Origin of the sequence: Desulforhopalus sp. IMCC35007, assembly GCF_005116575.1 — a bacterium.
In the GTDB taxonomy this organism is placed as follows: Bacteria; Desulfobacterota; Desulfobulbia; order Desulfobulbales; family Desulfocapsaceae; genus Desulforhopalus_A.
Genome location: NZ_SWCN01000007.1, coordinates 29,388 through 49,371, shown reverse-complemented (window position 1 = coordinate 49,371; position 19,984 = coordinate 29,388). Strand labels below are relative to the sequence as shown.

General features: G+C 41.8%; 15 protein-coding genes. 5 read left to right on the top strand and 10 right to left on the bottom strand.

Annotated features, from left to right (window positions below; translation table 11 throughout):
• Nucleotides 1-192 precede the first annotated feature (192 nt).
• Nucleotides 193-2,247, bottom strand: coding sequence for a methyl-accepting chemotaxis protein (locus tag FCL48_RS09130; protein WP_136871963.1), 2,055 nt, complete (start codon nt 2,245-2,247; stop codon nt 193-195).
• 259 nt (nt 2,248-2,506) lie between these two features.
• Here FCL48_RS09130 and FCL48_RS09125 point away from each other — a divergent pair, with 259 nt between their 5' ends.
• Nucleotides 2,507-3,667, top strand: a complete 1,161-nt coding sequence (locus FCL48_RS09125; RefSeq protein ID WP_136871962.1) for an IS256 family transposase — start codon at nt 2,507-2,509, stop codon at nt 3,665-3,667.
• 291 nt (nt 3,668-3,958) lie between these two features.
• Here FCL48_RS09125 and FCL48_RS09120 read toward each other — a convergent pair whose 3' ends face one another.
• The 3 genes from FCL48_RS09120 to FCL48_RS09110 form a co-directional block, all read right to left on the bottom strand.
• Complete coding sequence (locus tag FCL48_RS09120; protein WP_136871961.1) at nt 3,959-5,260, bottom strand: TRAP transporter large permease; 1,302 nt, start codon at nt 5,258-5,260, stop codon at nt 3,959-3,961.
• Nucleotides 5,260-5,739: a TRAP transporter small permease subunit gene (locus FCL48_RS09115; protein WP_136871960.1), complete on the bottom strand. Its 480-nt coding sequence runs from the start codon at nt 5,737-5,739 to the stop codon at nt 5,260-5,262. Before FCL48_RS09115 ends, FCL48_RS09120 begins: the two co-directional genes overlap by 1 nt.
• Before the next feature lie 88 nt (nt 5,740-5,827).
• Nucleotides 5,828-6,865, bottom strand: coding sequence for a TRAP transporter substrate-binding protein (locus tag FCL48_RS09110; protein WP_136871959.1), 1,038 nt, complete (start codon nt 6,863-6,865; stop codon nt 5,828-5,830).
• Nucleotides 6,866-7,307: 442 nt separating this feature from the next.
• Between FCL48_RS09110 and yqeB the strand changes: the two genes are divergently transcribed.
• On the top strand, nt 7,308-8,114 hold the full coding sequence (gene yqeB / locus FCL48_RS09105) for a selenium-dependent molybdenum cofactor biosynthesis protein YqeB (RefSeq protein ID WP_240744798.1): 807 nt from the start codon (nt 7,308-7,310) through the stop codon (nt 8,112-8,114).
• 522 nt (nt 8,115-8,636) lie between these two features.
• Here yqeB and FCL48_RS09100 read toward each other — a convergent pair.
• Complete coding sequence (locus FCL48_RS09100) at nt 8,637-8,918, bottom strand: peptidylprolyl isomerase (protein WP_136871958.1); 282 nt, start codon at nt 8,916-8,918, stop codon at nt 8,637-8,639.
• A gap of 690 nt (nt 8,919-9,608) precedes the next feature.
• Here FCL48_RS09100 and FCL48_RS09095 point away from each other — a divergent pair.
• Both FCL48_RS09095 and FCL48_RS25750 read left to right on the top strand, forming a co-directional pair.
• Nucleotides 9,609-10,772 carry an IS4 family transposase gene (locus FCL48_RS09095; protein ID WP_136871957.1) on the top strand — a complete coding sequence of 388 codons (1,164 nt, stop codon included), beginning with the start codon at nt 9,609-9,611 and terminating at the stop codon, nt 10,770-10,772.
• A gap of 484 nt (nt 10,773-11,256) precedes the next feature.
• Nucleotides 11,257-14,364, top strand: a complete 3,108-nt coding sequence (locus FCL48_RS25750; RefSeq protein ID WP_305791012.1) for a DNA translocase FtsK — start codon at nt 11,257-11,259, stop codon at nt 14,362-14,364.
• A 317-nt stretch (nt 14,365-14,681) separates the two neighbouring features.
• On the opposite strand, the gene FCL48_RS24965 is transcribed toward FCL48_RS25750, so the two are convergent.
• The 3 genes from FCL48_RS24965 to FCL48_RS09070 form a co-directional block, all read right to left on the bottom strand.
• Nucleotides 14,682-14,867 carry a DUF72 domain-containing protein gene (locus FCL48_RS24965; protein WP_169309153.1) on the bottom strand — a complete coding sequence of 62 codons (186 nt, stop codon included), beginning with the start codon at nt 14,865-14,867 and terminating at the stop codon, nt 14,682-14,684.
• Nucleotides 14,860-15,363: a PaaI family thioesterase gene (locus FCL48_RS09080; protein ID WP_136871955.1), complete on the bottom strand. Its 504-nt coding sequence runs from the start codon at nt 15,361-15,363 to the stop codon at nt 14,860-14,862. Before FCL48_RS09080 ends, FCL48_RS24965 begins: the two co-directional genes overlap by 8 nt.
• An 800-nt stretch (nt 15,364-16,163) precedes the next feature.
• Entirely contained in the window at nt 16,164-17,513 is a 1,350-nt protein-coding gene (locus FCL48_RS09070; RefSeq protein WP_169309152.1) for a nickel/cobalt transporter, read from the bottom strand.
• 308 nt (nt 17,514-17,821) lie between these two features.
• Between FCL48_RS09070 and FCL48_RS24960 the strand changes: the two genes are divergently transcribed.
• Entirely contained in the window at nt 17,822-17,989 is a 168-nt protein-coding gene (locus FCL48_RS24960; protein ID WP_169309151.1) for a hypothetical protein, read from the top strand.
• A gap of 196 nt (nt 17,990-18,185) precedes the next feature.
• Here FCL48_RS24960 and FCL48_RS09065 read toward each other — a convergent pair whose 3' ends face one another.
• Both FCL48_RS09065 and FCL48_RS09060 read right to left on the bottom strand, forming a co-directional pair.
• Nucleotides 18,186-19,133 (bottom strand): tyrosine-type recombinase/integrase, encoded by a 948-nt coding sequence (locus FCL48_RS09065; protein WP_136871952.1) that lies wholly within the window; start codon nt 19,131-19,133, stop codon nt 18,186-18,188.
• 89 nt (nt 19,134-19,222) lie between these two features.
• Nucleotides 19,223-19,552, bottom strand: a complete 330-nt coding sequence (locus FCL48_RS09060; RefSeq protein WP_136871951.1) for a hypothetical protein — start codon at nt 19,550-19,552, stop codon at nt 19,223-19,225.
• Nucleotides 19,553-19,984: the final 432 nt, after the last annotated feature.

Below are 19,984 nucleotides of genomic sequence, written 5' to 3'. Positions count from 1 at the left end.
TTGAAATGCTTTTTTCAGAATCGACTAAATCATTTTTAAGATATTTAATTGCTGTGTTTCCCTCCCTTCCTTTTGGGAAATGGAAGGGAGGAAAAAAGCGGGTTTATGTCGGAAGGACCGATTTTTTGCGGTCCTTTCAGTAAATACAACTATGAAGGTAAAACCTATCTGCATTATTAGTGTGTCATCATCTCAGATCTTGAAACGTGAGACAAGTTGAGTCAATTTCTCTGCGAGTTGTGACAACTCGTCAGCAGAACCACGCACATGTTCGCTGCTATCTTTTACCTCTAAGGATTGATTTTTGACCTGTCGTACGCCTTCACTCATTTTGCTGGTCATTCGATTGCTGTTGGCAACATTCTCATTTATTTCATTTATTCCAAGAGATGCCTGGCTCACGTTATTTACAATCTCGTTTGTAGTAATTGACTGTTCCTCAACCGCTGTAACAATTCCATTCACTATTTCACTTACTTGGGTGATAATGTTTGTTATCTCTTCAATATCCTTAATGGTAGTGGATGTTTTTAATTGAATCCCATCAATAGCATCCCGGATTTTTCCAGTTGCCTCAGATGTGCCCTTCGCCAGGTCTTTGATTTCGTTTGCAACGACCGCAAATCCCTTTCCGGATTCTCCAGCACGGGCAGCTTCTATGGTGGCATTTAAAGCAAGAAGATTTGTTTGTTCTGATATCTCGGTAATAGTTTCCGTAATTGAACCGATTGCTTTGGCTGCCTCTCCTAATTCAATAATTCTAACGTGTGAGCGCTTAGAGTTACTTACAGCTTCTTCGGTAGTATGCCGCGCCCTGGCACTGTTTTCTGCAATTTCCTTGATCGTAGTACCCATTTCTTCGGATGCTGCTGCGATCATATCAAGGTTAACAGTTGATTCTTCCATGGCCGCGGAGACAGAAACCATATTCTCAGAGACATCTTGCGCGTTTGCGGATGCTTCGTCAGCTATAGTTGTTGTTGATTCAGCATTTACCACCATCTGGTCAGAAATAGCTGCAAGCTCTGTAGAGGCCGCAGACAATGACTGTGAGGATTGGATTATATCCTCAAGCATCTCTTTTCCTTTTGCAACCATAATCCCAAGCGAATTAGTGAGTTGCCCAATCGCGTCATCAACCTCTGAAGAAAAATTGATTGTATAGTCACCATCACCGACTTTAACAGCTTTTGCGGCAAGATCTTTGAGCATACGGTTGATTGAACGAACGAGAAAAATACTGATAACAACCGCTGCAATTATCACGAGAATACCAACCAGTATGCTATTGCGCAACATTCGGATATCTAAACCTGCAACCATGTCTGTTCTGTTCAGCCCAACGGCAAGAGATACACCCCACTCGTCAATCCGTTTTTTATATGTAATTTTTTTCTCGCCGTTCCACTCATACTCAATGAAACCATCTGCAGCACTTGTAAAAGCCGGAACAAGTTCCAGAAGGTTATCCGAAGGCTTTAATGTTGGATGGACAAGAACAGAACCATTGTCTGCATAGATAAAGAAATAACCTGGACCGATCGTCGTTTCTGAAACAAGTTTTCTCACCTGATCAGAGATCATCAATTGACCAACATAGATAGCTCCAATTATTTCGTTATTGTCGTTTTTAACCGGTTTATAGGCTGTAAGATACCAGTCATTAACAACATACGCTTTGCCACGAAAAGTTTCTCCGCTCATTATTGCTTTGTAAACGGGACTGTCTGATGGAATATATGTGCCAACAGCTCTCTCCCCGTTCATTTCTTTTACTGTTGTTGCTATCCGCAAGAGCTTGTCATCAACAAGTTGAAAAATCGTTGCTGATGATGATGTGATTTTCTCAATGCTATCAACAATGTCACTGTTATTATTGAGAACAATATTGCCTGCGACAAGCTCTGGTATCTCCTGCATGTTTGATGCTTTTGACACTTGGTTGATCATCTTTTGTTCTATCATGTTGGAAGCACCCAAGGTCAACTTTCCATCAGATTCAAGTTCTTTCTCCAAAAGAGTCAGGTCAGAGTCTAATTTTTTTCGCAAATTCTTATCAATGGCGTCAAAAGAGTTGTAGAGAGCGGCGTGAATATTCTCTATTGCGCCTTCCCCCAAGGTATACAACCCCTTTTTTGACATCCTGACAGCATTTCCTGATGTAATTGCTATGGAAATTACGACGATTGCTAACATCGCTACAAATAATTTTGTAGTGAATTTTACCTTTTTAATTCTACTCAACATTTCGACCCTTTCTCCTAAACACAATTTAACGTACACACTGAAATTACAGGTTGTTTTATCCAGATTATCCTTGTGCGAGAGTGTATGTTGAAATCATTGAGTAAAGCAAGGAATTTTATTACGTTTTTTATTTCTCTTTAAAACGAAAATGGGTAGTGTAATGTTCTTTCTGTAAATTTTATTTAGGGCTTGTTGAAAGCAGGTCATCGATTAACCTTTCGGACCCAAATTATTCACATCAAACCGAAAGGAAGAAACAATGACCTGCAACATAGAGAATACCCAATTTGACTCAGCAATGGAACTATTGATAACGAATGGATTTAATGGAATTGCAGATGCCGTTTCCATACTCATGAATACCGCTATGCAAATAGAACGATCCAGGTACCTAAAAGCAGAGCCTTATGAAAGGACAGAGCAACGGCAAAGTTACGCTAATGGCTATAAAGCCAAATCAGTCAAAACTCGTGTAGGTACTGTATCTCTTGCAGTACCGCAGACGAGAGATTGTGAGTTCTATCCCCAGAGCCTTGAGCGTGGGTTACGTTCTGAGCGAGCGCTTAAAGTGGCCCTGGCAGAAATGTACGTGCAGGGTGTTTCAACACGTAAAGTCGCTAAAATTACGGAGCAGCTTTGCGGTTTTGAGATAAGCTCCTCTGACGTCAGTCGCGCCAGTAAATCTTTAGACGATCAATTGCAAAGCTGGCGGGATCGTCCTTTAGGGCAATATTCCTATGTTTATATGGACGCCAGATATGAAAAAGTTCGCCACAATGGCGTAATCATAGACTGTGCAGTGCTCTTGGCTATAGGTATTAACCCTTCAGGGCACAGAGAAGTTTTAGGTGTGTCAGTTAAACTTTCTGAACAGGAAGTGCACTGGCGTGATTTTGTGAGTAACCTCAAAGATCGTGGTCTTCACGGGGTGAAACTTTTCATCTCAGATGCCCATGGAGGACTAAAGGCAGCCAGGAAAGCAGTCTTCCCGACGGTACCTTGGCAGCGTTGTCAGTTCCATCTCCAACAAAACGCACAAAGTTACGTACCAAAACGTTCAATGAAAAGCGACGTTGCTGGTCGGATCAGGGCTATCTTTACTGCTCCAGACAACGAGGAGGCTTTACGACTACTCGATATTTTCCTTGCTGACTACAAAGATTCTGCGCCTGAGCTTGTGGCATGGGCGGAAGAAGCGTTACCTCAAGGAATGGTTGTCTTTACTATGCCTGAAAAGCATTGGAAACGCCTGCGTACAGACAATATGTTGGAGCGCCTCAACAAAGAGATATTACGACGCACAAGAGTAGCGACCTTGTTCCCCAATACAGCTTCTTGTTTACGTCTTGTCTCAGCAGTCGTAATGGAAATCTCTGAGGATTGGATAACCGGGAAGGCTTACCTCAAGATGACGCAATAGCCTCTATGGTGAAGCCCCGTCGGAGACGCCTCTCCGTCATCGCCACCTTCAGGTTAAGTTCGGTCATTTAAAGTTGTCAAGACTGCGAGGAACGAGCACCCTTGGGCTCGGTCTTTACGACTTTAAAGGACTGGACTACTCGCGCATGATGTTTCATCTTTGCTAACATGTTCGAAAGGAATCAATAATTTACAGAACAAATGTTGCTTTATCCGAAAATGCCTGTTGGTTAGGCGGTCAAGGCTCGCCAAGGGGCATTAAAAGTGGTAGCCATTTAAATTTTTTAAAAGGCTACATGTGTGAAGGAAGAAAAGTTGCGACCTGTGGAAAGGCAATCAATATGCCAACCACAACGAAAAGGGCTAAAAGAAAGGGAAGCACTCCTTTAAATACGGTTTCAACCCTTATGTCCCGGGAGACGCCTGCAATGGTGAATATATTCAAGCCGAGTGGTGGAGTGATAAGACCTGCTTCCATCATTAATACTGCAATAACACCAAACCATACAGGGTCATAATGTAAAGCATTCATAACCGGAAAGACCACCGGCAAAGTCAAGACCATCATGGATATCGAATCAAGGAAACAACCGAGGATAATATAAATAAAAATAATCGACAGAAGAATGACAATGGGTGCAACATCAAGACTTGTTACCCAGGTTGCGGCTTGTATAGGAATAGTTGAAAGGGCGAGAAAATAGGTAAAGATACTCGCACCGGAAACTAAGAATAGCACCATAACAGAGGTGACCAATGCCTCCTTAAGAGCTGCGACGAGTTTTTTCCAGGTTAGTTTTCTTTTTATAACTACGGAAATAAAAAGAAGGGTAGCACCGACTGCTCCCGCCTCTGTTGGGGTAAAAAGACCTCCGTAGATACCAAACATGACAATGAAAAAAAGAACGAGTGGCTCTATAATACCTCGCAGGGCAATAAAACGTTCTTTCCAGGTAATGACCTCATCTGATTGCGGCGCGGCTTCTGGATGTAATGTCGCCCAGATAATCACAACAGTACACAGAGCAGTGGCAAGGAGGATACCTGGTATTATACCTGCAACAAGAAGTTTACCTATGCTTTGTTCCGTCAACATTCCAAAGACGATAAAACCTAGACTCGGAGGGATAAGAAATCCGAGTGTTCCACCTGCAGCCAGGGCTCCAGTGCTCAGATAGTCAGAATAGTTGTAACGTTTCATTTCCGGTAAGGCAATGTTGCCCAGTGTCGCTGCTGTAGCAACGGAAGACCCGGAAACAGCAGCAAAGGCGGCACAGGCGGCGATGGACGCCACAGCAAGTCCACCTGGGAGCAACCGAAGCCATTTGTCGAGACATCGGTAAATAGCCTGGGTCATACCTGAAGCACCGGCAAAAGAACCCATCACAATAAATAAGGGAATAACCATGTATGGGTAGGTTGCAGCTTCGTCGTAAACGGTGCGGGCAGCGACAGGAAATGCGGCATCAAAACCAGAGAGTACACCTATGCCTGTGAAACCTGAAAACATTAAAGCAAAAGCAATGGGCATGCCGAGTGAAAGCAGGATGAACACCAAAATGATACCACCGGAACCAACGAGAATCGGATCCATTATTTTCCCCTCAATTTCTGCAGATTTTCGGCGATATCGACAACTATTTCCAATGCAAAGGTACAACAACCAACAACAAGGGCCATCCTGAAGGGATTTTGGGGGATGCGTAACATATCAGAGACCGTGGTCTCCTCCAGGGCAATGATCCAACCCTCTTTTATAAGGACAACGAGCATTACCAGGCTGAGGATATGTAAAAAGGTTTCAATAGATACCTTCACCTTAGGTGGAAAAAAATCCAGCAGCAGAGTTACCCTGACGTGGGCTCTGCGTTGATGGGTATATGAAAGCCCTAAAAGAATGAAAAGGGCCAGCATATACGAAGAGAGTTCCATGGTTCCTGGGATGGTGACACTAAATGCTTTTCTGAGTGATACATCTATTGTGGACAAGAACATCATAGGAATGAGGAGGAACATCGCGCAGAAGGCGGTCACTCTTGTCATCTTTTGTACAATCCATTTAAATTGAAGCACTTCTTATCTCTTGTTAAGTATAATGGTCTGGTGGGGGAAACGGTGAATGATTGATGATCATCCACCTGTAAAGCCTGAGTACAGCTATTTATCTCCATTCGGGGGGAACTGCAACTGCTTCACTACCATTTTTAGACACTATTTCTGCGAGTTGTTTTACGAGTTTTTCCGCTTCAGCTGGGTCTTTTTGTGCAGCAACCCAATCCCTCGTAACCTGGTAGTAAGTCTTGAACCATTCCTGCTGGGTGGTGTCATCGAGGTTGTGCAGGGTTATTCCTTTATCTTTGAGTTCAGTGATCATCTCTGTATAAGTGCCTTGATCAAGACCATGTGTATGTGCATATGGATTAGATGCGATTTTAGTTATAACAGCTTGTTTTTCAGAATCAAGCTGATTCCATTTTTTCTTATTCATAACCACCCCCTCTGTAACACAACCGAAGGTCGCAACAACACCATGTTTAACGACCTCATAAAGTTTGAATGCGAGGACAAGTGGCGGGCATGTAACAAGACCGTCAATAGCACCGGTATCAAGAGAAGTATATACATCTCCAAGAGGCATGAATACGGGTTCTGCACCAAGGTTTCTGATATACCGGGTTTGCATTCCCCCTGGAGTCCTAATTTTTAATCCTTTAAGGTCAGCAAGAGATGTAACTGGTTTTCGAGTCCACAGGAAAGCTTGAATACAACCGTTGAGTTCAAGGAGATGTACATCCTCAAATTCTTTTTGCAGGGCTGGGGATGCCGCATACAATTCATTACCAATTGCGGTTGCCTTGTCTTTGCCGTCGATCCACATAGCCATGGACAGAGCATCAGCAAGGGGAAATTTTCCTGGTGTCCAGGTCGCAGTAAAATAACCGATATCACTCATGCCGTTTTTGACGATTTCATAATGCGCTGGCCCCTTACCGAGCGCGCCGCCGGCATACATTGTATAGGTGAGTTTTTCGGAACTTTCGTCTTTGATAGCTTCCAGCATTGGGGTCCAAACAGTTTGTACCTCTCGACTCACAGCAGGATGCCAGGTACTGAATTTCAGATTTTCTGCTAAAACATTACTTGTAAAGAGTCCAAGCAGGAAATAAAAGGTGACGAGTAGTGAAAAAGGCTTTTTCATTGTGTTCTCCGCTGTTAATTATACCTATTGAATACATATTCGTGATATGAAATAATCTTTAAATGATAATTTAACGATTTTATTTGAGATTTATACCAGTTTCGTCTCGGTATGAATATTATTTGCTATCGTTATAGTCATTTTCTTCTGAGACAACAGATCACATGCAACGTATCTGCCACATAATTCCATTAAGTTTTGTCCATAGATTGAAGAGATATAGTCGAAAAAATTTCATTTCCATATTACAGAATATGTTTGGTGAAAAACTATACATTCGCTACCGGTGCACCGCTTTTTTAGAGTTTTATGAGTAAGCAACCATATTGCAAGCTCAGCAGAAGTGAATGGTATCGAGGTTATGTTATATATTGCTCAGTGAAAAGGGTTTAATCAGTTTTTTAGAAAGTAAAGAGGACTGTGGATGGGGATGTCCGTTTGTATGTTAGGTGAGATGATTATTGCCATAAAAGGAGCAGGTGATATCGCTTCTGGGGTGGCAGTTCGTCTCCGAAAATCAGGGTTTCGTAAAATATTCATGTTGGAAGTCCCACAACCTGTAGCCGTTCGTAGAAAAGTTACATTCTGTGAAGCTGTTTATGAAGGACAGGCTCTGGTTGAAGATATCAGAGCAATTAGGGTTTCTGAAACCACTGAACTGGAAGCAATCTGGGACGCAGGAAACATTGCAGTTCTAGTGGATCCTCAGTGGAATAGCCTCAAACAGATAAAAGCAGATGTGGTTGTTGATGCAATTCTGGCAAAAACAAATCTCGGTACGAGAAAAGATGAGGCCAGCCTTGTCATTGGCCTTGGTCCAGGTTTTACTGTAGGTAAAGATGTCCACCGCATCGTAGAAACCAAAAGAGGACATGATCTTGGAAGGGTTATTGAAAACGGAAGCGCTATTGCCAATACCGGTATACCGGGTTCAGTGGACGGTTATACCACAGAGCGTGTTGTAAGGTCCCCAGCCGATGGTATTTTTACGGTCTACTCTTCAATCTGTGACATCGTCAAACCAGGAGACATTATTGGCCGTGTTGCGGGTGAAAATGTTAATGCTGAAATCGCCGGGGTTATTCGCGGGTTGATCAGGCCTGATTGTAAGGTGACCCGAGGGATGAAGATCGGTGATATCGACCCCAGGGCAGATGTCCGGAAATGTTTTTCTGTCTCAGATAAGGCCCGATCTGTCGGTGGTGGGGTGCTGGAATCGATTTTGGCAATGTTTTGTGATAATTTATGAGATTGTAATTTTGAAGACCCTTTTTTGTTTCGATGGCACCTTTGACAGGTAAATCAAAGTTGGAGCTTTTTTCCGACCCAGGAAATCCCCACGATACCGCTTATTCTTCAGGATCCTGTGAAGCCAAAACGCTCCTTTTAGCCTGTTGGTCTATTTCATCTTTATGGTGTCTCTCTATTCAACATCCTACCTTCCTATTGTAATTGACCTCAGGTGACAATAGGACGCTCCGCTGTCTTGCGGAGCATCTTTTGTTGAATGACATTCAATATTTTGAGAGTTGTTATCTTTCTCTTAGTTATAGATCCTCGTTAATTGTAATCGAGGTATGTTTTTGATAGCCTTACGAAATGGTTGAGAGCTGTTAAAACGGAATATTTTACCTGAAATTAAAAAACTCACATTTTCACAGGAATATTGCATCGTCTGAAATCTCATCATTCCAAATACGAAATGAACCCCGACCTATTATGCATAGCTCGGGGCCTTTATTTTTCTAACAAATCATGCTGATTCAGCTGCCTATTCGGTTCGGCTGGTGATTTCGATCAGGTGATATCCAAACTGGGTCTTCACTGGGCCGAGCACTTTACCTATATCGCCTGAAAATACAACTTCATCAAACTCTTTAACCATCTGACCAGGGGAGAATTCTCCGAGCTCGCCACCCTGTTTTCCGGATGGACATTTTGAATGAAGACGGGCTATTTCGGCAAAAGTCTCACCGCCTTCAATCATTTTCTTCAGTGCAGTGCAGTCCGCTTCAGTTGGTACAAGAATATGTCGAGCGCGCGCTTTAGCCATTTTATGTCTCCTCTTATGGTTAGTTTAAGCAGTGGAATCTTATAAAAGATTTTGAAACCGTTATTAGTAAACGATCATCAACTGTTTGTCCAACACCATAATCGCTAATGAAGGGTTTGCAAAAATTCAATCAGATAAGGCTATTGTAAGGGAGAGATTTAGGCTGAAGCATTATTTTTTTATATAAATATATATTTTATTATATTATTTTATTCTAAAAATATAAAACAATACTCGAATTTACCAGTTAACATGAAGGACACAAGCATCAGTGAAATTACAGCTAAGGTTGCATTACTCACCTCAAAATCGTTTTGAGCAGTGGGCTTTGCTTGGTCATTATTTTATTCCGGGGGAAAACTCAATTTCCCGTCTAGAATATTGTCGAATATTACAGCAGACACTCTCAATAGGAGTAACGGATCTGGCCCCCTTGGGAACCAGATCATGGATTATCTCAACCGTCAGTCGCTGTAAACGGGTTACTTGGCAGACAAAATTTTCACTTTTTCTGTAATCTAGTATTGTTGTCTTTTGTATCTAGTATCACTACTGTCCGGTTAAATTATTTTATGCGTAGTATAACTTACTGTTAATTAACACAATCAACGACAAAATGGCCATAATCGACTTGAAATCACATCCCTTTCTGAGGATGATCTTCGGTAAAACCCTGTGGGGGTTACCCAGATGTTTACCGGACGACTGATTTTCAAGCAAATAATGGACTTTATGCCGCTACCAACCTTTCGCCGCTGCGTAGCCAAGTACAAGGGCGACTTCAAAGTAAAAAAATTCTCGTGTTTCGATCAGTTCCTGTGCATGGCTTTTGCCCAGATTACTCACCGGGAAAGTCTTCGCGACATCGAAATTTGTCTTCGATCCCAAAACAAGAAACTTTACCACATGGGCATACGGGGAAAAATTTCAAAATCAACTCTCGCCGATGCCAACGAAAGGCGCGATTGGCGCATATACGCCGAATTTGCACAAAGCCTTATCGCCACAGCCAGACATCTATATCGGGAAGATCCGTTTCTCGAAGAACTGGACGAGACAGTATATGCTTTAGATGCCACAACAATCGATCTTTGTTTATCAGTGTTTCCTTGGGCTCAATTTCGCAAGAAAAAAGCTGCCATCAAACTCCATACCTTACTGGATCTAAAAGGAAACATACCCACATTTATCCATATTTCAGATGGCAAGTTGCACGATGTCAACGCACTCGATCTGCTACAGCTAGAAGCCGGAGCATATTACGTAATGAATCGCGGTTATCTGGACTTCGAAAGGCTCTACGCATTCAATCAAATCCCAGCTTTTTTCGTCACCCGGGCCAAAGCGAATATGCAATACAAAAGACGTTGCTCACATCCGGTCGACAAAGAAACAGGGCTTCGATGCGACCAGACGATCTTGCTTACAGGTTTCTATACAAGCAAACATTATCCAGATATTTTGCGTCGAGTGAAATTCCTAGATACAGGTACTGGAAAATCACTCGTGTTTCTTACCAACAATATTACTTTGCCGGCTTTAACAATAGCTCAGCTATATCACAGCCGGTGGCAGGTGGAGCTGTTTTTCAAATGGATCAAGCAACACCTGAGAATAAAACGATTTTACGGCACTTCAGAGAATGCTGTAAAGACTCAGGTCTGGATAGCAGTCTCTGTTTATCTCCTTGTAGCGATAATGAAAAAACGTCTCAATTTGAAAGAAAGTCTTTACACAATTTTACAAATTTTGAGCATATCAGTTTTCGAAAAAACTCCACTTTTTCAATTGGTTACGGAAAGGGATTACAGAACACCAGATGCTCCATCATGTAACCAGTTGAAATTATTTTAAACTTAACCGGACACTAGTGAGATTTGGTATATGATTCGTAAACAGACAGGGCGAAAATGGTTACTCAAATATTTATTTCATTTTCTGCCAGTTCCTCCTGGGACGATGAAATCAATATGAGGATTGAAATCCACAACTGGGGTTTCGTCGTAGAGGTTATTGAGCATGAGAAATTGTTACAGAAGTCATACAATTGCTCGGGAATGTAATTAAGGAAAAACTGGCACATTGTCTCTTTTTATGGTTCATTCGGTTTTCGCCTATTTCGACTCCAGACAGCTGGGCTGTGATTGTTCTACATGCTCCTGATTGCCCTAGAGCATCCTTATTGGTCCGTTTCATCAGTAAAAATGCGCTTTAGCCGAACAAGCCCTCCCTGTCACCTGTCATGGTATATAATAGAGAACAGAATGTATTATGAAGACAGAAGTAGGTTGTCATCCTAACAGTTTCAAACTTAATATAACTTCATATAGGCAGTATCGTGGGAATTAACAAACGAGGTTTTGATTACAAATACAGTCTTGATCAAGATGTTCTCATTTTGAAAACAGAACGTGGTCAGTTTAAATTTAAAGTTGATAATACTGATGTTCTAGAAAATATCCACGATGTTGCATCGTTGATTATCAAGGAATTAAAGTGTGTTGACGCGAAGAGTTGTGCACAACGGGACCACTTGAATCACTATGAAAAGCTTTTGCTGGCAACACTGAACATCAGTGAAAAGCATACCAGATTGGAAAAAAAATATGAAGAGGTCAGGACTGTTCTGAAAGAGCTTCAAGCTCTCAAAGAAAAATTGCAGCATTCTACATCTGACCATGCAACAACAAGACCTTCTGCTGCCAATATGACCAACTCAGAGAGGGTTAAGAAATCCCTCCTGGGGGAAAAAGTTGTTGCACCTCTAGCAGCAAGGACTACACCTTTTCAGGAAAGTGGGCCTCCATTAAGGTCTCCAGCTCAGACTGGTCAGGATCGATCATTGTCTACACAACCTTATGCAGGACCTACTGCAAATCAGAAACTGGACAAGCAGCGAGCAGATTACTTGCAGCGCTCCACACTGTCAGAAGAAAAGATGAGTATCAAAGGGTCAAGTGTTGTTGAATGTGCTGCGAAAGAACAATTTCCGACGGCCGCCAAACAAGCCGTCTCCGACAAGTTTGATCTATCCATTTCTGCAACCGCTGCTGAGACGAACTCTATTCCATCGGCTCTATTGCATTCCGCTGAAGAGACAGAAAATTCAGACACGTCCAAAGCCGACAAGTCAGATTCAGATCGGGTTGTGGCTACTGCTCTTGAAAAACAAGAAAACCACGAAAAATCAGGCATACAGGGTAATCCATGTCAGCCCACTACTGATCAAGAGAAGCTCGAGTCTCATAATTGTGTTGCAGAGGCAAAAACAAGCGTACCAGATACAGTCTGTCACCACTCTGTAATCAGTCAAAGCCCTGCATGTACAGCTTCAACGACATCCGACATACCTGCTGTACCAACGCTTTCTGTACAAGAGAAATCATTGGAGATACCCATTACTGAAGATGTGACCGACAGTAAGGTAGCGGGGGCCCTTTCCTGCGTTGCTGGAGCAGAAGCGAGTATACAGGGTACGGCTACGGCAAACCAATCGCCTGAAAGTGGGGGTGATGACGAATCTGCTGTGCAGCAGGTTTCAGTAAGTAGATCAATGGCTTTGGACACGGTTTCCCAACCAGTATCTCTGACTAAAACCAGCGTCGAAACCATAATGGCACCTGCCAGCTCCATAAGTACTGCTGACGATGATGTGACTGCACAAACAGCAGAACTGGTTGAGTCGGAAAGTGTTGCAAGAGATACAGTAGAGTGGGTTTCTGAATACGATACAGCGGATCTCCCAATAGAAAAAGAGGAATCTTGCTCTGCTGAAGAATGGTATTCTCGGACAGAATGGTCTCCAGATGCAGGAACAAACCGTGAAGATACAACCCTTAATAGAGACGTTTCTATCCTTGAGGCGAACCAGGATACTTTTAGTACGCCTTTGCCGAACGTGGATGACCCCTTTGGACATGCTGGATATTACACCGGACATAGTGCTGATAATGATGCTTACCTTGAACAGCAACAAATAAAAACCGCCCAATTACGGGAATATCAGCTGCCTTTACTTTCGTTTCTGAGAAATATCAGTAATGAAGATCTGGTGGACCAGGAACGTATTCGCACCGATGCAGAGCTTCTTGAGACAAAGCTGGGGCATTTTGGTATAAAGGGTGAGGTTATGGGTATTCATCCCGGACCGGTGATCACCACCTATGAATACAAGCCAGACCCAGGTATCAAGATCAGTAAAATTGTTAACCTTGCAGACGATCTGGCTTTGGCCCTCAGTGCCTATAGCATCCGTATTGTTGCGCCTATTCCTGGCAAGGATGTGATGGGAATCGAGATACCCAACATTAAAAAGCACCTTGTTCCGTTCAAGGATATTGTCACTTCAACAGATTTTCATGAGATTGACTCAAAAATTCCCATTTGCCTTGGTAAGGATATTGTCGGTAACCCTGTTGTTGTAGCGTTGGATACCATGCCCCATCTGCTTATCGCAGGTGCAACCGGAACAGGGAAAAGCGTGGGGCTCAATGCGATGATTACCAGTATTCTCTATAAAGCAACTCCGGATGAGGTGCGCTTTATAATGATAGATCCTAAGCGGATCGAACTTTCCTTCTACAACGATATTCCACATCTGTTGACACCGGTTATTACTGACATGAACAAAGCCAACACTGCACTGCAATGGCTGGTTCGAGAAATGGATAGGCGTTATAATCTGCTTGCAGAGTTCCAGGTCAGGAATATCGAGCAGTTTAATCAGAAGTTAGCAGCTCTAAGAAACGACCAGTTTTGTGAACATGACGAAGACTTGGAAACCATGCCTTACATAGTTGTGATTATAGACGAATTGGCGGATCTGATGATGACAGCGTCCAGGGATATAGAGTTTTCTCTGACCCGTCTGGCCCAAATGGCCCGTGCAGCTGGCATTCACCTTATTCTCGCAACCCAGAGGCCTTCGGTTGATGTGTTGACCGGTATCATAAAAGCGAATTTTCCGACTCGAATTTCTTTTCAGGTCTCCTCTAAAACAGATTCCCGTACTATTATTGATTCCAATGGAGCTGAAACCTTGCTCGGTAACGGTGATATGCTTTTTGTACCTCCTGGAACAGCTCGGCTGACGAGGGTTCATGGAACCTACCTCTCAGAAGATGAACTGGATGCCATCACAAGCTTTATCAAACAACAGCGAAAACCCAATTATATGTTTGATGTCCTGAGCGAACAGGATTCCGATGACTTTAAGGGCAACGATACGCAGGATGAGTATGATGAAAAATATTATGAGGCACTAAATTTTGTGGTGACAAGTCGGCAGGCCTCAATATCAGGAGTCCAGAGAGCGTTACGTGTCGGGTATAATAGGGCAGCCAGGATCATTGACCTAATGGAGAAAAATGGAGTAATTGGTCCGCCTGATGGAGCCAAACCCCGCAAAGTGTTTGGTAATGGTATTGATAGAATGGGTCAGCCATGATTGTTGATTTTCTTTAAAAAGTCCAAATATCTATTTAGATTGAACTCAAAAACACTTAATGCTATGAAATTACAAGATAATAACTGTTTATTTTTTGTATAATATGCAGGCAAATTAAGACAAACTCTTAATAAGGCTTGCAGATGATTCGATATACGAGCAGCAAACAAATGACTCTGGAAGGTTTCACTCTTCCGTTTTATCCCAATACCCTTTACTGCTCTTATGTTAATCTATGTTATTTTTGAAAAACCTGTATGGTTTAGAAAATTAGTTACTGAAATTTATAATTCTTGATATGCACAATCTTTTCTGCCTTATTTCAGCAACTCATTTATCCTGGCAATTGTCCTCGGTGCCGAGCCTTCAAAATGATTATTCACATAATGAAAGGTTTCAATATTTCGAACGCTCAGGTCGGCGAGCATTGTAGCTAAAGATTGTAGCTCTCCATCTTTGGGAGCTACAATATCACTCCAATCATTATCAGTTTTCTCATACATCTTCGAAGCTCGCCACCATAGCTTGCAAATCTTTCTCTGGAATAATCCCCAATCTTGCGAACTGTTCTTTTGCATACAAAACAAACTCTCCTTCTGAAGATGCACAGAGTTTACCCTCATCATCAAAAAGCTCTCCTTTGACGATTGCTTTGCGCTCTCCAGTCTTTTCCTTGATATACCCAATAGCAGAGAGAGTCGATCCAACATATACCGGTCGGCGAAACTGAATGGTCATTTGCTTAGTAAGTACCAATTTTTTTGAAAGAAAGATTACCGCCCAGCTCATTGTCTCATCCAGAATAGTTGAAATAACACCACCATGTACAAGTTTACTCCATCCTCGAAATTGCGGAGGAACAGTTATTTTCGATCGAATTTGCTCTCCATTTGTTTCAAAGGTCATGTGCAGGCCAGAATGGTTTTCTAATCCACAGCCAAAACAATCTTTATCTAAATTGGGAAGTTGCTTCCATATTGCTTCAATATTTTTTGTCATTTTATTTTGTAGTTATGAGAAAGTGATATGTACCTGCAACTCAATTTTGTTTCAATATCAGTAGATACACGACAGTCGGACATAAAAATAATAAAACCATACCTAAACCCAGTAAATTGCCCTTTCTAAGATCGAAGTCCTCTAAGATCTTCATCCATTTGAAACGGAATACGTATCGCCCAAAGTAAATATCCACACACAACATTAATAGCGTCCAAATAAGGCCAATTAAAAAACAGTCTTCTACATTGGAGGGATTGACCCAGGATAGTGAAAACCAGCATATCGTATAGATTATTATGATCGCGGTAAAGAAACTAATTTGTTGAGCACGGTTTTTTCCATATCTGCTTTGCAGGAATCTGACACGGACATTTCCATTCAATATTTCTCCTGCTGCAATTAGTATCCAAATTACTATTGCTTTTACAATCATGGCATTCATATGCTGTAGATTGAATTAATCAATGTCCAGTAGCATCCATTTTCTAACCTGCAAAACAGTGCCAACATTACCGAAAAAAAATCGCTGCCCCAGTTGAGCATGTAGCATTGCAGCCTTTGGTAAACCGGTACAATGGGAAACACCGATACGTTCAATTTGATACCGGTCAGTCACCTTCAGAGTCTCTTCAAACTACTCGTCACTAGACAAACCAAAGTGGGTACCACCAATTTAAAATCTAGCCAAATATTCGACAGCAACAACACTTGATAATAAATATTGAGGAGTCGGTCGTAAGTGTGACAAAAGTGGTTTGACCACTGCTCCAGAAGGAGATACTGCCATAGTGCTTTACTTACGGAAGCTTAAACATCAGTATTCCTGACTGGAGAAGCGCATTTATCCCAATGGCAACACCCAGTATCATGATTATTCCTGCTGTGAAAACAGGGAGTTTCTGTATCCATTTGACACTAGAGCCAAGACGTTCAATGCGCTTAGAAGCCGTTACCGTAAGAATACCTATAGCAATCAGTATGGTGGCCAGACCGAGGCTGAAACTTACAATCAACATCAGGCCGTCCACAATACGACCAACCGCAACAGCAAAAAGTAAAATCACTATAGCACTGGGACAAGGCACCATACCTCCTGCTACTCCAAGAGAAATTACTTCTTTAAGAGAATGTGTCGTCTCATCATGATGGTGGTGATGATGATCATGGTCATGGTGGTGGTGTTCGGCTGCCAATGCCGTCCTGGCGAGAAGAAAATAACCTGTTAAGAAAATAATGGTCCCCGAGGCAACACCGAGCCAGGGATATAAATCTTTTGATAAGGTGTACTGTGAAACTACAAGGGCTACCACTCCCAGGATAAGTACAGAAAAAACATGGGTAATTGTCACCACAATCCCGAGATGAACTGCGTCAATGATTCGGCCTCTGGTTCCCACCAGATATGCAGCCACCATTGCTTTGCCATGGCCTGGACTCAAGGCGTGAAAAGCTCCGAGGATAAAAGCGGTGAAGAAACCAATCAGATAAAGGCCAAGGCTTCTTGAGTCATTTTTTAAAAATTTAAGCAGGGATTCACTTTCACCTTGGGTATTATCCTCCTCTATGGAGGAAGTTGTCTCCTGTCCCGTTGGTGTGGGTTTGGCTAATTCGCTTTTTCTATTTACAAAAGAAAGATCAAAGCGAAGTTCCCGACCTTCATCGGCCAATTCAAGCGGTCCGGTTTTCCCCAATACATTGACCACGTAGCTGAGTTGATTAAGCTCCGATTTCGCAAAGTTGTGGTCAACAATACGTAAGATTTTGGTTCCGTCCAGAGAATCAGTGGGTATGGGAACCTGGTAGGTAAACGAGGTAGTTACTCCCTCTTTAAAATCACCGCTCCGATCAACCTCTAGTTTACGCTCAATTTCTTCCAGAACTACCGGCTCCTCGCCAATAATACATTGGAGTTTGGTAGAAAATTGATAATGGGCATAGGTAAGAAAATCCCGTGTTTCCTCTTCACTCAAACTTCCATCCAAATCTTTATCCGGATGCATGGGCAGCAGAGCTTCTGGACCAAAATGGGTAATATATTCAATGAGCACAGAACTGTGCAAATCTGAAACTACCGTACGCTGCTGCACTCCTCCAAAAGGATGGGCAAGCCCCGATTCGACGGAAAAAAGAAAAACAACTGTGATCACCAACAGATGCGCAAAAAATCTTCGATATCTCATGGGTAACAGGCCAATGGTAGGTGCTGGTTAATTTTTATTACATTCCCATAGCAAAAAACACAAATAAAGATCAGATATAATTGTACAACCAGTTGAACTCGCTCTAAAAGCCTACAGTTTAGAAGAGTGACAATACTTTCATAAAAGAGACTAAATGTTCAGCGTATTTAGATATTATGTTGAGCAGCTGAAGCTAATGGACGCCAACCTTGCAAACCTGGGTTAAGTTGAAGCCAAGAAACAACAACTCAGAACCAAAATCAAGGAGGCACTTCATGCAGAAAAGAATAAAGAATATCGGTTTAGATGTCTACAAAAACTCAAATTCAATTGGAATGGCCGTTGATGCTCGTGATGGAGAAGTCAGATATTACGGTAAAATTGATAACGAGATGAAGCAACTGGATACAGTGATCCGTACTCTTATCTTAAAAGGTACTTAGCTCCGCTTTGTCGAGGAAGCTGATCTCTGTGTGTAGCGGTAATTTCGGCTAAAACTAGTCAATCTTCAACAAATAATTCTCGCATAAATATCATATATGATGCTCATTCTGGACAAACTCCATTGTCCTTCGACAATCACGACAGTTAATCAGAACGATTATACATGACAGCTGTTTTGTACAGTTCGCCTAACAACTAAAGACCATTACGTTTCCCTGGTGAAGAAAAATTTTCTCCCAGTTCAATAGCCTTTCTTCTCTGCTCATCATCTGTGTGCTGGTAGATCATAGTTGTCTGGATGTTCCTGTGACCTAGGATGCTTTGAACTGTTGGTAGATCCGCACCATTACGACACATCATGGTGCCACCGGCATGGCGCAAAAGATGAGGTCCGTAAGACAGCTTATTGAGTTTAAAGTTTTTCAACATATATTTTTCTACAATCTTTTGGGCCCCACGCACTCCAAGGGCCCGGACCATTCCGTTGTAGCGCTTTGCTGTAATGAATAAACTTTCACTGATTTCATATGTGGGTCGGTATTCAAGCATCTCCTTGATATTGTCCAGTGTTTCAGTTTTTACTGGAAGTAACTGCTGATGACCACCCTTTCTCGTTACAAGGATTTGTTTTTCCTCAAAGAATACATCCTGGATACGTAAAGCAACGAGTTCACTGATACGGATTGCTGGGTTAATCAAAAGGTCTATGATGACGAGATCCCTCGTGAGGATGGCAGGGTTTTTTTTCGTGAACACGTCGTTGTAAATATTTTGGATTTCTTCCTTATTGGGAATAATGCGCTCTTTTTTATACACCTTAGGAGTAGGTAACAGGTTGGCATAATTGTCAATTACCACATAATTCTCTTCAAGAAATTCGTAGAAATGGGCAAGAAAGCGTTTTTGAGTCACTTTAGTGCTGCTAGCCAGACTTCTTGATTTAAAATATTCCTGCAAAAGCGTTTTACTGGATTGGCTTGGTCGCTCAACCCCTCTTTTTTTCGCATATTCAACAACTTTGTTCAAAAGATTAAAGCGCATTCGAATGGTGGAATTTGCATGGCGTCCAGACTCCTCTATTTCATCTTTGTAATTGCTAAGAGCTTCCTCCCAAGTCCAATCACTATTTATAAGCTCATTCATGTAACACCTATTAACCCATATAATTTGCGCAATTATCTATCTGACACCTAACGCCTACATTGCCCGCCCTTGTCCTTTTTTCTCACATCTTAAGTAGCGGAGGCGTTCTTAATTTCCAATGTAATGGTACTTATTGAAGAAGTAAGTCCATCTTCTCCTTTGAGATTTAAACTCTCACATATTTCATCAAAAACCGTGACAGTGTTAGAGGCTACATAATCTGCCCTTTTTAGTTCAATAACTGAAGATTTTTGTATAAGCCCCTCTTTTGCCGCAAGACCCGCTATTACCTGCTTAAAACGATCATTTATTGCATCAGATAGTATTTCATCACGCTTCAGCCCTTGTAAATGTTTTAATGATTCCAATTTATCATGAACATCTTCATCACAAGAAAAATGCACTCTTTTTACATTCATCTCGGCTACTCCTTCATAAGATTAATATTAAGGTTTTATTACATAATATATGTAAAAATAACTTTAATAGCCCTTTTATACAAATAAATAATAGTTTTATCCTTATTTTAATATATTTGCGAATATTAACTATAATAGTTCGTAATATCCGGATGGGCAAATTGGAGCAATCAGCGCATAGGCATGGTAAAGATATAGGTGTTTTTTGCCACTATAGTTCGTAATACTATACATATTACGAACTATCACTGAATATTCAGCAAAATATTGGCTGTGATTGGCACAGATACGCTGTCAAAAATTAAATCTTGGAGCAAGCATGACAGGGGATAAAGTGAAAAATGAGCCGGAAATGACGAAAAAACCTATTCTACACCTAATCAAGGTTTTTTATACGATCAACTCAATCAAAAACATAAGGTCAAAGAAAAT